Origin of the sequence: Vibrio sp. ZF57 (assembly GCF_001691235.1) — a bacterium.
In the GTDB taxonomy this organism is placed as follows: domain Bacteria; phylum Pseudomonadota; class Gammaproteobacteria; order Enterobacterales; family Vibrionaceae; genus Vibrio; species Vibrio crassostreae_C.
This window is the reverse complement of sequence record NZ_MAKD01000074.1, coordinates 46,120-58,594: the sequence shown is the minus strand read 5'-3', so window position 1 is coordinate 58,594 and position 12,475 is coordinate 46,120. Positions and strand designations below refer to the sequence as shown.

Below are 12,475 nucleotides of genomic sequence, written 5' to 3'. Positions count from 1 at the left end.
GATATTCATCAACGAGTGCCCACACAGATTGATAGGTTTAAATTGTTAAAGAGCGCTAGCGTTTTGTGATTCACATCTCAGTCGCTAGGGGTGCGTACTATACCTGCACCACTTTGAGAGTCAAGGGTTATTTTCAAACTCTTTTTCTCTACCGATTTCGCTGTGTGACTTTCGTCTCACTCCGTGTCGGTGAGGCGGCATTATAGAGAGATTGAGATGGAGCACAAGGGCTTTTTGAAATAAAAGTTTTGTTCGCCTAAAAAGCCACCAGATCCGCATTTTTCGAATAAAAACTAAACATTTGAGACGTATCACAGCAATACATTGGAAAAATGGAAGCCATGAACGTAAGATTCATGTGTCTATTTTGTTAATGGTAGATGCGTCTATTTCGTTTATTAATATGTAGTATTCCGATATGAACTCAAAAAAATCGATGTTGTTAATTGTCGCACTGGCTGTATTAGGCGGCATTGTTTTCTCTCAGGTAGATATATCGCCTGCAATTACCTTTATCCTTGGTGTCTTGGCTTCCGCTTTTGTTGTTAACTTTTCAAGCACCGACTCAAAATCAGATTCAGAACCTAAGGCTTCAACCAAAACACTTTATGTGGGTAACCTTCCATACAAAGCGAACGAATCACATGTACGTGAATTATTCTCAGAGCATGGTGAAGTATTTGCAGTACGTTTAATGAAAGACAAACGTACTGGTAAAAGAAGAGGCTTTGGATTTGTTGTTATGGCAAGTAATGATGTGAATCATGCAATCTCTGCACTTAACGATAAAGATTACATGCAACGCACTTTAAAAGTACGTGTTGCAAATGATCCTAAACATCCTGAAGCGGACGAATCTGAACTGAGCTAAACCCTAACTGCTTTAACATACTATTTAGTGCACTTTCTTTTTTAGGAAGTGCACTACAAAAAACTTCACGTACTCCCCCTTCTTTATTAACGCTTTCCAAACCCAACAAATCTTGAACCCGCTTAGCTATCGCTTTACCAGAATCTATCAGCACTACACTTTCACCTAGTACTTGTTGAATCTCTGATTTGATCAATGGGAAATGAGTACATCCTAATACAGCCACATCAATTGTGTTGATCATCGGCTGAAGGATTTGCTGTAACTCTTCAAGGCTAATCTCCTCGCCTCTGAGTTTATCTTCGGCCATATCCACCAGCCGAGTAGAACCCAACAGCTCTACTCTTTTATTACTCGAGAAGTTTTTGATGAGCTCGTGTGTGTATTCACGAGTAATCGTCGCGGGAGTCGCAATAAGGCCAACCGCTTTATTAGCCAGTAACGAAGCAGGTTTGATTGCCGGGACTACGCCGACAATAGGGATAAGGTTATTAGCGCGAAGTGTCGGCAGGACTATCGTACTGGCCGTATTACAAGCTATCACCACGATATCAATAGCGTGACTCGCCACAAAACTGGCGACGATACTTTGGACTCGCTGAATGAGGACTTGCTGATCGAGCTCACCATATGGGTAAGCCTCGTTATCGAATACATAGATATAGTTGTGATTTGGTAGTAACTGGCTTATCTCTTTATATACAGAGAGGCCGCCAACTCCAGAATCAAAGACCAATATGTTTTTTTGTATGCTTTTCGACACAACCATTACCTGTAAGAAGTTCCGCAGCAATGATACCCCTTCACTTAGTTTTCGCCAATCATCACTCTATATAATGCAAGCTCGGTAGCGTTGATGCCCAAAGCGCTCACCCTGCTCTACATTTTCTAGCTCTATCTTGAGCTTACCTTTAAAGCATGGCGCTGACGTTACTAAGGTATGGAACTCACCATCTTCTCCACATGGGTCGACGTGACTTGGCAAACTGTCTATTAGTTCAGGCGTGTATTCTTTCCCGCAATAGCTCATGTCTAATGCATCGCTATCAACTGTGACGAGAAAGGTTTCGATTCCTCTATTTATGATTTCTTGAGCCAGAGTTTGGCTACTCTCTCCTAGTAGAGGAAATACACACTCCCAGCCCGCAGGTTCTATATAACTTCTTCGGTAATCAGCAATACCATTGCAAAACATATCGCCGAATGCCACGGCATCAATAGATAAACCCGATCCTTTAAGCGCCGTAACAATCGTACTTTGATAGATCTCGTTACTTGGGAACACCTCCGGCAGCTCAATCGTTATTAGAGGCAAACCGATCAATGTAGCCTGCATTCCGACAACCTCGATTGGCGTGACTTGGAAAGGGACCTCACCTCCAACATACGTAGTATAGAGAGCAACAACTTCATACTCGGTGCTTTCAAGTAGACGTTCTAGGGTTAATGTAGAGTCTTTGCCTGACGACCAACTTATGACGACTTTCTTTTTCATTGATATACCCAATAAGAAAAAACCGCCCGAAGGCGGTTTAGGTGATAATTAGAATTGGTAAGTAGCATTCACGTAATATGTACGCTCTGGTGATGGGTATCCACCAGCAGTCTCGTACTCTTCGTCAGTTAAGTTATCCACTCGACCATTTAAAGTAAGGTTTTCATTCGCATAGTAGTTCACTGAAACATCAAACAAGCTATACGCTGCGAGATCTTCAGAGAAGTCCGGTCTCTCACCTACATATTGGAAACCTAATGAAACATCAACATCATCGAAACTAGCCACTGCATTATACTTGTAAATCTTCTTAGCTCGGCGTATCAGTTGCTCACCAGATTGATCTTCTGGGTCTTGGAAATTAGCGCTCACTTGGTGGTTAATAAAGCTAGTATCAAACCCAACGACCATTTCCACACCACGTAATTGGCTTTCGCCATCGGTATTGTAGTACTTACTTGTCGCGTAGTTGTAATCAATTAAGTCTTCGACGTTCGTGTCATAGCCAGTAATCGACCAATCAACATCCTTGATTAAGCCACCAAAAGTCAGTTCAAATGAATCTGCCTTTTCAGCTTCTAACTGTGCATTACCGTAGTAGCTATATAGTTGATACAAGTTAGGTGCTTTGAAGGATGTGCCATAAGCTGCTTTTACAACAAGCCACTCAGCATAACGATAGCCTAACCCTGTGTTGTAAGTAGTTTCTGTACCAAACTGCTCATTGTCATCAACACGAAGACTCAGTTCTCCGAACACTTTATCCGCATCTGCGTTTAATGCAGCGAAGTACGCAACATTCGTTCTGTCGTATTCAGTATTCGAAGGCTTAACAATATAAGCCTCATCACGCCAATCTACACCACCACTAAGAGTCAGTGACGACGTTAGTTTGTATGAATTCACCCATTGAACATTTAGCTGTTCAAGCTCATCAGATGTTGCTGACGCTGAGTTCTTGCCTAAAGACTGTTCGTAGTTCCAGTTATCTTGATTCTGATAGTTAACTAAGAAATCAGACTTAAGTTCACTGCCACTATATTTAACACCAGTAGCAAAGGTCGAATTTTGAACTTCAGCTTCTTTGTAAGAATGGTCTGTACCAAATGAACCATCGTACTGAGAAATGGTTTCAAACATACGGAAATTCGCGAAGCCACTCCATTGCTGATCAAAATTATGAACATAACCAATTAGAGCATTGCGTGATTCAAAACCATGGCGATCACCATCATTAACACCTGGTAATGGATGAACGTTGTATCCCTCATCGGAATCGTAACCAACAGATACGTTCAAGTGACCATTTTCACCGACCTTAGTACCACTAACAAAGCTCAGCTCTTGGTAATCTAAGCTTCCTAAACCTGCACTAACTGCCGTTTTTTCATTGTCAGAGTTTGCAACAGTAATAATGTTGATAACACCGCCGATAGCTTCTGAGCCATACATAGCGGCACGAGCTCCTCGAACGTATTCCACTCGGTCAACGAATGTAATTGGTAACTGGCTAAAATCGACACCACCCTTTGCAGCTCGCGCAAAACGAATACCATCAATGAGAACAAGCACTTGATCAGAATTAGCACCACGAACAAAGATCGAAGCTTGCTGTCCTCGGCCTCCATTTTGTGAAACCTGAATACCCGTCAATCGTCTAAACACATCTGTTAGAGACTTAGCTTGAATTCGATCGATATCTTGGCGTGATACTACTTCAACTTGAGCGACAACACTTTCCGTGCTTTGCTCAAAACGGTTAGCCGTAACCACCATGGTTTCGTCGGCAGAGGCTTCTTGGGCGTGTAAATTGGAGATAGGTGAAAGCAGCGATGCTACAGCTATCGCTAAAAGGGATTTGTTCATGTTGTTATCCTAAATCGCGTAAATTCCTACCAAACCACATCTTATGGTTTAGCTACTGGCAGGTATTCGGACTCAAGAGCACAACCTTTTGGTTACCTTATATTCGACTTCCCACAAAAAGCTATTTGCAGTGTCTTGTGAATACTTGTTCTCTTTTACCGCTGCGCGTCAGTTCTGGATTCACACCAGATTCCCTCTTCAGCCATCTATACATCTAAATGGCACCAGCTTGCCGAAGATAGTATTGACCTCTGAATCATTTGTCTAGTCTAAGATAGTTATAAGCTATAGTTTTCATGGCCTATTTACACTGATTGGCTCTCAACACTGGACAAGCGCCTGTGATTGAATAAAATCTGCGCTCTTGATTTAAAAGCACGACAGCAAAAGGCATAACAATGGCGAATTTAGATGTAAACCCGCAACGCTACCAAGAACAACTGGCAGAAAAGACTGAGCGTCTTACTGAAATGTTCTCAGAATATAATGTGCCTGAGCTGGAAGTGTATGAATCTCCAGAACAACACTACCGCATGCGTGCTGAGTTCCGCGTGTGGCATGAAGGTGACGATATGTATTACGTCATGTTCAATCAAGAGACCAAAGAAAAATATCGTGTAGACCAGTTCCCTGCTGCTAGTCGTCTTATCAATGACTTGATGCCTTTGTTAGTCGATGCAATGAAGGACAACCATTCTCTACGCCACAAGCTATTCCAAGTAGACTTCCTATCTACACTAAGCGGCGAAATTTTGGTGTCATTGCTTTACCACCGTCAATTAGGTGAACAGTGGATTCAAGATGCTAAAGCACTTAAGCAGCAATTAAACGATGAAGGTTTTAACCTAAACCTGATTGGCCGTGCGCGTAAGATGAAAATCGTACTGGACCGCGACTACGTAATTGAAAAGCTAGATGTGAATGGTGATAGCTACATCTACCAACAAGTAGAGAACAGCTTTACTCAACCCAACGGCAAAGTGGCAGAGAAAATGTTGGAATGGGCTGTCGATTGTACTCAAGACAGCAAAGGCGACTTACTTGAGCTTTACTGTGGTAACGGTAACTTCTCATTAGCGCTAGCACAAAACTTCGAGCGTGTACTGGCAACTGAACTGGCGAAACCGTCAGTAGAATCTGCGCAATACAACATCGCTGCGAACAACATTGAAAATGTTCAGATCATCCGTATGTCTGCAGAAGATTTTACTGTAGCAATGGAAGGCAAGCGTGAGTTCCGTCGTCTACAGCAAGCGAACATCGATCTTAAGAGCTACAACTGCAACACTATCTTTGTTGATCCACCGCGTTCAGGTATGGATGTTGATACTTGTAAGATGGTTCAAGGCTACGAGCGTATCATGTACATCTCTTGTAACCCTGAAACATTGAAAGAGAACCTAGACATCCTAAGCGAAACGCACGACATCACTCGTTTTGCTCTGTTTGACCAGTTCCCTTACACGCACCACATGGAAGCTGGCGTATTCCTAGAGCGTAAAGCGTAAGTATCGCTTTCAGGTCTAAGCCAAACAGCAGATACAAAAAAACGAGCCCATTGGCTCGTTTTTTTAATTTCTAAATCAGCTTAAGCAGTTTTGCCGATAAAGCCGAGTTTCTTACCTACCCATGCAAGAAGCAACATCGCGACAATAATCGCAAAGAAGTTTGAGCCAGCATCAGGGTGTTGTGCCTTCACAAAAGCCGAGTGGCCAAATGCACCTACAAAGAAACAAGCCAAACCTACTAGTGGAATATCTTCAGATACTGGGTTAGTTAGGTACTCTTGGTAAAGTGCTTGTACAGCCAAGACTAAAGCAATCAGTGGGAAAATAGAGAAGCCCACTTCGCTCATTGTTACCCAAGATAACAGAGCATCACCACACACACCGGCAATAACAGCAAGTACGAGTGTCTTTCTTTCTGAACCACGGTTTACAGTATTATTTTCATTCGACATTATTCAATCCCGCCTTTTAATCGGTTACGTTCACGTTCTTTACGATACCAAAAAGCCCCTTTGGCCATCATTCGCAATTGCATGATCAAGCGTTCAGCCAGTTCATCTCGCTGACGTCGATCTAAATCTAATGCTTCTGCCCCTGAGTTGAAGACCAAGATAACGGAGGCTTCAGCTTGAGTAAAAGCTTCGTCTCGTGTCATGCCAGTCGTTATCAAATATTCGGTTAACTCAGCAGAGAAGTGCTGTATCTCACGAGCTACCGCTGCACGAAACTCAAATGAAGTTCCTGAGCGCTCTCGCAATAACAGTCTGAATACGTTAGGGCTGCTTTCAATGAATTCCATAAAGGTTTCAACCGATGTACGAATCACACTGCCTTCTTTTACTATGCGTTGCCTAGCTTGACGCATTAACTGGCGCAGCAGTAAGCCACCTTCATCAACCATGGTTAAGCCAAGCTCATCCATGTCTTTGAAGTGACGATAAAAGGAAGTCGGTGCTATTCCAGCCTCACGAGCGACTTCTCTCAAGCTTAGATTGGAAAAACTACGATCGGCGCTGAGTTGGCTAAATGCTGCATCGATTAAGCTGCGACGAGTTTTTTCTTTTTGCTGTGCGCGAATGCCCATTGGTTTCATACTTTATCAATTTCTTCTTTTACAGCCTAAACAGGCATGTCTAATACTCTATTCAATATAACGCGAATCACTTATTTATATAAGGCACTCTGGTTATATAAGACACTAAACATACCTCTTTGTTCACGTACCGAAGTAAATACGTTCGAAGAAAAAATTTCAATATCCACGCTGTCATTTGGAGACATACGACATACCAAATATTATTTTTTCGATAACACTGCGTGATCCCACCGACTCTCTGATGCCCTTTTCATGTACCCGAGAACAGAATCGGTTAAAATCTCGCTAAAGCAATGTTAATCAAATATAACAAGGAAGATATCTATGCCGCACTCCAACCACTTTGATGTAATCGTAATTGGTAGTGGCCCCGGAGGAGAAGGGGCAGCGATGGGATTAACCAAAGCCGGGTTGAACGTTGCAATCATTGAGAAAGAGAGCAGCGTTGGTGGTGGTTGTACTCACTGGGGAACAATTCCTTCAAAAGCACTGCGTCATGCCGTAAGTCGTATTATCGAATTCAACAGTAATCCGCTGTTTTGTCAGAACAACAAAAGCATACACTCAACGTTTTCTAACATTTTGGGGCATGCCAAATCGGTTATCGACAAGCAGACTCGATTACGCCAAGGCTTCTACGACCGCAACCAGTGCACGTTGGTCTTTGGTACTGCACGTTTTATCGATACCAACACTGTCTCGGTAATGCAAAGCGATGGCACTGAAGAACATTACAGTGCAGACAAATTTGTTATCGCGACAGGCTCTCGCCCTTACCAACCAGATAACGTCGACTTCCTGCATGAACGTATCTACGACAGTGACTCGATTCTTTCTCTTAAACACGACCCGCAACACATCATCATCTATGGTGCTGGCGTTATTGGTTGTGAATACGCGTCGATTTTCCGCGGTTTGGGTGTAAAAACCGATCTTATCAATACTCGTGACCGTCTGTTGTCATTCCTAGACAATGAAACCTCAGATGCACTTTCTTATCACTTCTGGAACAGCGGTGTCGTGATTCGCAACGATGAAACCTTTGAGAAAATTGAAGGCACTGATGATGGCGTGATCATTCACCTAGAGTCAGGTAAAAAGATGCGCGCTGATTGCCTACTGTATGCCAATGGCCGAACGGGTAATACCGATAAACTGAACCTTGGTGCTGTTGGCTTAGAAGCGGACTCGCGTGGGCAAGTCTCAGTAAATACCAATTACCAAACCAATGTTGACCATGTTTACGCTGTCGGTGATGTGATTGGCTACCCTAGCCTAGCAAGCGCGGCTTATGACCAAGGTCGATTTGTGGCTCAAGCAATTGTGAAAGGTGAAGCTGAACGCCACCTTATCGAAGACATTCCAACCGGCATCTACACCATCCCGGAGATCAGTTCTGTTGGTAAAACCGAGCAAGAACTTACCGCAGCTAAAGTACCGTATGAAGTAGGACGTTCTTCATTCAAACACCTAGCTCGTGCTCAAATTGCGGGTAAAGACATTGGTAGCTTGAAGATTCTGTTCCATCGCGAAACCAAAGAGATTTTAGGTATCCACGTGTTTGGTGAGCGTGCCGCTGAAATCATCCATATCGGACAAGCGATCATGGAACAGAAAGGTGAAGCAAATACCATCGAGTACTTTGTGAATACAACCTTTAACTATCCAACGATGGCGGAAGCTTATCGTGTTGCAGCACTCAACGGGCTTAACCGTTTATTCTAGATAAAGAACCAATAGGAGTATTTGACCACCCATAGGCCAAATACATAAACAGCAAGCCACGCGCTTGCTGTTTTTATTTAAAACACTGAATATTAAGGCATTGATAGTAATTAGATCATGATGTTCTAAATACCACTTTACCTGTACAGCCTCATTTACTCTCCACAAACAGAGCCCTCAGAGCTAAGCGAGAAACTCCCCTTTCTTCCACTGAGAAACAAACAACACACCAAGACCAATTCCGCGCATTGCCATAAAGCTCAGCATCGCTAACCACAGTGCATGGTTCTCTAAACCTGATGCTAAATAGAAAATCGCGAAGAAACTACAGGTCGCAACAAACATACTATTGCGCATATCCTTGCCCTTGGTTGCTCCAACAAAAATACCATCCAACAAGAAGCACCACATAGACACCAATGGCATTGCGACTAACCACGGTAAATACACCTCGGCTTGGTTCTTCACGTCAGGAATGGTAGTGATCATATTAATCAAACTCGAGCCAGCGAGTGCGAACGCTATGGTCAGTACCAAACAAATATTAAAGCTCCAGAAAAAAGTACCAATCAATGACTGGTTCAGTTCATCTTTGTCTTTCGCGCCTATCGCCTTACCGACCATCGCTTCCATTGCGTAGGCAAAGCCATCCATCCCATAAGAGATGATCATCAAGAAACTCATCAACACTGCATTGGCCGCAACAACATCATCGCCAAAGCTTGCACCTTGGAAGGTCATGAAAGTGAAAGTCGCTTGTAGGCATAATGAACGAAGAAAGATATCGCGATTCAATTTCACGAAACGACTCAAACCTTGGCTGGTTTTCTTAAGCAGATCCCATGGCGATGGTAACTGCTTCTTCGCCCAGATTCGGTAAACACAAATTAGGCCAAATGTTAGACCGGCATAATCAGCCATTACAGATGCCAATGCAGCACCTTCCACTTGCCACCCTAAGCCGATAACAAAAACGATATCCAAAACGATATTGGTGATATTGGTGATGATCACCATCCACATTGGCGCTTTGGCGTTTTGAGTCCCGAGCAGCCAACCTAGAATCACAAAGTTAGTCAGCGCGGCAGGTGCACTCCAAGCGCGGATTGAGAAATATTGCTGACCATAGTGCTTAACTTGATCACTGGCGCTACTCAATGAGAAAACTAAATCGGCGACTAAACTGTGTAAAAGTAAAAAGACACCAGCAAACCCTAAGGCCATGGTCACGCCTTGCACAAAAACTAAGCCTAGTTGCTTGCCATCATTCGCACCATAAGATTGTGCAGCTAGCCCTGTTGTCGACATACGCAGGAAACCAAGCAACCAAAAGGTCACGCTGATCATTGTGCCGCCCAGCGCCACACCACCTAAATACCAAGAGTGCTCTAGGTGACCGATAACCGCCGCATCGACTAAGCCCAACAGTGGAACAGTAATATTAGAGAGAACCATCGGGATCGCGAGCAACAGCACTTTTTTATGCATCGCCTGATTGGATAGCGTTTGAAAAATAGTTTGGGGATTAAATAACTTCACGATCACCTCTTAGATTAGAGGCGATAGTTTAACCTAGTGGGTGGGCTTTCACTATGTTGTGGAATTTTACTTATACCGGCTATGTACTCAGTTACTCGAAATACAAAACACCTAGGATTACCACTTAACGAGCACTAACTGCGGCGTTAAACGCTTTTTGACCTGAGAGATCTTACAAAGAAGTCGCTGCCACAATTTCCAACGGTTGCATTTTTGGTCTAGTGGAGAAAACGCTTTTACCCATTGTGCCCATGGCAACCAATTGAGAACACTGTCTATTGGAGAAGATAGGCCATGCGCATACTTTCCTGAACCAAGTTTTTGCCCCAACGTACTTGAGCTTTTATCTCCAGCTAAGACTAAACACGCATGTGCATGAGTAAAGTAGCGACTCAAAGACTGAATGAAGTTCGCCGTCTGCTGTTCATTGCAATCCAGCAGAGCATGTTCACACACCACCATCACCGAGGCTTGTTCTGGAATATTGAGTTCATCCAACCAAGTCAGGTCATCGACAGAACCACACTCCAAACGATAGCGTTCATTTTTGTGGAACAGACGTTGGCGCCACACAAGGTTTTCCGTGACATCCAGCTCAACCCAATGGCAGCGTCCATTATCTAAACGGTAGAAGCGGGTATCGAGCCCTGCTCCAACATTGATGATCCAAGCATCTGGGTTGTGAGATAGAAATTGCTGAACTTGAGAGTCACAAAGTTGAGTCAGTGTTGCGTAGAGAAGTTGTTGTTGGTCTAGCTCGCCAGTAAGACATTCAGGTGCGAGCTGGCAACGCTTGCAGGCTTGAGCTGCGATAGGATCATAAACGAGACCATCATCAGCTAGGCTTTCACGGCTACGAAACCAAAGATGCTGAACGAGGTTCGTCGGAACTTGGAATTCTTGATGTGCAGACCCTTGTTCAGAAGAAGCCTTTTGAACAGAGGAGCGCGGCTTACGAGTAAGCGGCTTCATTTGAGGTTTGGTTGGGTTTGGCATCATCATCTTCCTTGTATCTCGACAAAGAAGATGATAATGAATATCAATTACAATGACAAGTTATTGAGAATAAATATCAATAAGCTATTTGTACTGACTACATCCAGTCGGTGTTGCGAATAATACCAACCGCAAGCCCTTCAATAGACAAGTGTTGAGATTCTAGATCGACATGGATTGGAGAAAACTCTTCATTTTCAGCATGTAACAGAACCGTTGAACCTTTACGTTCTAGGCGTTTTACCGTTACATCATCATCGACACGAGCCACTACAACCTGACCATCGCGTACATCTTGTGTTTTATGAACAGCTAATAAATCACCATCCATAATACCGATGTCTTTCATACTTTCGCCATTTACACGAAGTAAGAAGTCAGCTTGTGGTTTAAACATGCCTGGATCAACTTGGTAATGCATTTCTACATGCTCTTGAGCCAAGATAGGCTCACCAGCGGCAACCTGACCGATTAATGGTAAACCTTGCTCTTCGTTTGCTGCATCTTCAAGCAAAATACGAATACCGCGAGACGCACCCGGGATAATCTCAATCGCTTCTTTACGAGCAAGAGCTTTCAAATGTTCTTCTGCAGCATTGGCAGAACGGAAGCCTAGTTCACGCGCGATTTCTGCACGTGTCGGTGGCATACCGGAATCTTCGATCTTACCTTTGATAAGGTCAAAGACTTGTTGCTGGCGGGGCGTTAACGGCTTCATGATTCACCTGTCTTTTTATACAGTTGACTGTGAGTATATCCAGTAACTGAACAAAAGCAAAGCAATTGGTTGTTTTTAGTTCATTTTTAGCAAATTACAAAAACAAGATCTCTAGCCACACATAACCTGCGAGTGCCAAACAGATGAAAACCGCTGCCGAGCCGACATCTTTCGCCATTCCAGATAACTCATGATGCTCACTGCCGATTCGGTCGACAACCGCTTCAATCGCTGTATTGATTAGCTCGACAACCATCACCAATACCACCGATGAGATCATTAAGATTCGTTCAACCTGGCTTACATCCAGGTAAAATGCCAACGGAATAAGCACGGCCGCCATGAACACTTCTTGTCGAAATGCAGCCTCATTTTTAAACGAACTCGTAATGCCTTGCCATGAAAAGCCTGCTGCTTTGATGATGCGTTTGAATCCGGTGTTTGATTTTTTGGTCATTTTTAACCCTATACTCAATCAGTCGATGAATGATTTTCCACAAACTTAACGGCAATATGACTATTTCCATTAAAAGGTTAGACCAGTTTCTGGTATTCTTGCATCGATTAAATTTACGCCTAGGCTTATCCCTATTTCACTCATAGGATTTATCCTTTTTATCAGAGAAATAGAGATACGCTTCAGCACATTGAAATAACTATT

Annotated in this window: 12 protein-coding genes and 1 riboswitch; of the genes, 3 read left to right on the top strand and 9 right to left on the bottom strand. The window is 43.4% G+C overall.

Annotated elements, in window-relative coordinates; translation table 11 throughout:
• The first annotated feature begins 418 nt into the window (after window positions 1–418).
• Entirely contained in the window at window positions 419–871 is a 453-nt protein-coding gene (locus tag A6D97_RS09380; RefSeq protein WP_017061054.1) for an RNA-binding protein, read from the top strand.
• Here the strand turns inward: A6D97_RS09380 and murI are convergent.
• From murI to btuB, 3 genes are read right to left on the bottom strand one after another with little or no spacing between them, the layout of a single operon-like run.
• The gene (murI, locus tag A6D97_RS09375) at window positions 834–1,640 is read right to left on the bottom strand and encodes a glutamate racemase (RefSeq protein ID WP_065584277.1); all 807 of its coding nucleotides are present in this window, start codon (window positions 1,638–1,640) and stop codon (window positions 834–836) included. The two genes, A6D97_RS09380 and murI, sit on opposite strands and share 38 nt — an antisense overlap.
• 60 nt (window positions 1,641–1,700) lie before the next feature.
• Window positions 1,701–2,366: an ATPase gene (locus A6D97_RS09370; protein WP_065584276.1), complete on the bottom strand. Its 666-nt coding sequence runs from the start codon at window positions 2,364–2,366 to the stop codon at window positions 1,701–1,703.
• 48 nt (window positions 2,367–2,414) lie between these two features.
• Window positions 2,415–4,232 carry a TonB-dependent vitamin B12 receptor gene (btuB, locus tag A6D97_RS09365; RefSeq protein ID WP_065584275.1) on the bottom strand — a complete coding sequence of 606 codons (1,818 nt, stop codon included), beginning with the start codon at window positions 4,230–4,232 and terminating at the stop codon, window positions 2,415–2,417.
• A 39-nt stretch (window positions 4,233–4,271) separates the two neighbouring features.
• Window positions 4,272–4,476: riboswitch (cobalamin riboswitch) on the bottom strand.
• A 154-nt stretch (window positions 4,477–4,630) separates the two neighbouring features.
• On the opposite strand from btuB, the gene trmA reads away from it, so the two are divergent.
• A complete protein-coding gene (gene trmA, locus A6D97_RS09360; RefSeq protein WP_017067883.1) occupies window positions 4,631–5,740 on the top strand; it encodes a tRNA (uridine(54)-C5)-methyltransferase TrmA in 1,110 nt (369 codons plus the stop codon).
• 80 nt (window positions 5,741–5,820) lie between these two features.
• On the opposite strand, the gene A6D97_RS09355 is transcribed toward trmA, so the two are convergent.
• Both A6D97_RS09355 and fabR read right to left on the bottom strand, forming a co-directional pair.
• On the bottom strand, window positions 5,821–6,192 hold the full coding sequence (locus A6D97_RS09355; protein WP_017061049.1) for a YijD family membrane protein: 372 nt from the start codon (window positions 6,190–6,192) through the stop codon (window positions 5,821–5,823).
• The gene (fabR, locus tag A6D97_RS09350; RefSeq protein WP_010438693.1) at window positions 6,192–6,833 is read right to left on the bottom strand and encodes an HTH-type transcriptional repressor FabR; all 642 of its coding nucleotides are present in this window, start codon (window positions 6,831–6,833) and stop codon (window positions 6,192–6,194) included. Before fabR ends, A6D97_RS09355 begins: the two co-directional genes overlap by 1 nt.
• Before the next feature lie 327 nt (window positions 6,834–7,160).
• On the opposite strand from fabR, the gene sthA reads away from it, so the two are divergent.
• Window positions 7,161–8,561 carry a Si-specific NAD(P)(+) transhydrogenase gene (sthA, locus tag A6D97_RS09345; protein WP_017061048.1) on the top strand — a complete coding sequence of 467 codons (1,401 nt, stop codon included), beginning with the start codon at window positions 7,161–7,163 and terminating at the stop codon, window positions 8,559–8,561.
• A 183-nt stretch (window positions 8,562–8,744) separates the two neighbouring features.
• On the opposite strand, the gene dinF is transcribed toward sthA, so the two are convergent.
• The 4 genes from dinF to A6D97_RS09325 form a co-directional block, all read right to left on the bottom strand.
• A complete protein-coding gene (gene dinF, locus A6D97_RS09340) occupies window positions 8,745–10,100 on the bottom strand; it encodes an MATE family efflux transporter DinF (RefSeq protein WP_170791818.1) in 1,356 nt (451 codons plus the stop codon).
• A gap of 117 nt (window positions 10,101–10,217) precedes the next feature.
• Entirely contained in the window at window positions 10,218–11,096 is an 879-nt protein-coding gene (locus tag A6D97_RS09335; protein WP_065584274.1) for a class I SAM-dependent methyltransferase, read from the bottom strand.
• 97 nt (window positions 11,097–11,193) lie between these two features.
• The gene (gene lexA, locus A6D97_RS09330; RefSeq protein WP_019820514.1) at window positions 11,194–11,814 is read right to left on the bottom strand and encodes a transcriptional repressor LexA; all 621 of its coding nucleotides are present in this window, start codon (window positions 11,812–11,814) and stop codon (window positions 11,194–11,196) included.
• 94 nt (window positions 11,815–11,908) lie between these two features.
• Window positions 11,909–12,271: a diacylglycerol kinase gene (locus A6D97_RS09325; RefSeq protein WP_048615036.1), complete on the bottom strand. Its 363-nt coding sequence runs from the start codon at window positions 12,269–12,271 to the stop codon at window positions 11,909–11,911.
• Window positions 12,272–12,475 lie beyond the last annotated feature (204 nt).

What these genes read in the sequence shown, in the direction of transcription:
- A6D97_RS09380 (WP_017061054.1), top strand. Translation starts at nt 419, where the DNA reads ATGAACTCAAAAAAATCGATGTTGTTAATTGTCGCACTGGCTGTATTA.
- murI (WP_065584277.1), bottom strand. Translation starts at nt 1,640, where the DNA reads ATGGTTGTGTCGAAAAGCATACAAAAAAACATATTGGTCTTTGATTCT.
- A6D97_RS09370 (WP_065584276.1), bottom strand. Translation starts at nt 2,366, where the DNA reads ATGAAAAAGAAAGTCGTCATAAGTTGGTCGTCAGGCAAAGACTCTACA.
- btuB (WP_065584275.1), bottom strand. Translation starts at nt 4,232, where the DNA reads ATGAACAAATCCCTTTTAGCGATAGCTGTAGCATCGCTGCTTTCACCT.
- trmA (WP_017067883.1), top strand. Translation starts at nt 4,631, where the DNA reads ATGGCGAATTTAGATGTAAACCCGCAACGCTACCAAGAACAACTGGCA.
- A6D97_RS09355 (WP_017061049.1), bottom strand. Translation starts at nt 6,192, where the DNA reads ATGTCGAATGAAAATAATACTGTAAACCGTGGTTCAGAAAGAAAGACA.
- fabR (WP_010438693.1), bottom strand. Translation starts at nt 6,833, where the DNA reads ATGAAACCAATGGGCATTCGCGCACAGCAAAAAGAAAAAACTCGTCGC.
- sthA (WP_017061048.1), top strand. Translation starts at nt 7,161, where the DNA reads ATGCCGCACTCCAACCACTTTGATGTAATCGTAATTGGTAGTGGCCCC.
- A6D97_RS09335 (WP_065584274.1), bottom strand. Translation starts at nt 11,096, where the DNA reads ATGCCAAACCCAACCAAACCTCAAATGAAGCCGCTTACTCGTAAGCCG.
- lexA (WP_019820514.1), bottom strand. Translation starts at nt 11,814, where the DNA reads ATGAAGCCGTTAACGCCCCGCCAGCAACAAGTCTTTGACCTTATCAAA.
- A6D97_RS09325 (WP_048615036.1), bottom strand. Translation starts at nt 12,271, where the DNA reads ATGACCAAAAAATCAAACACCGGATTCAAACGCATCATCAAAGCAGCA.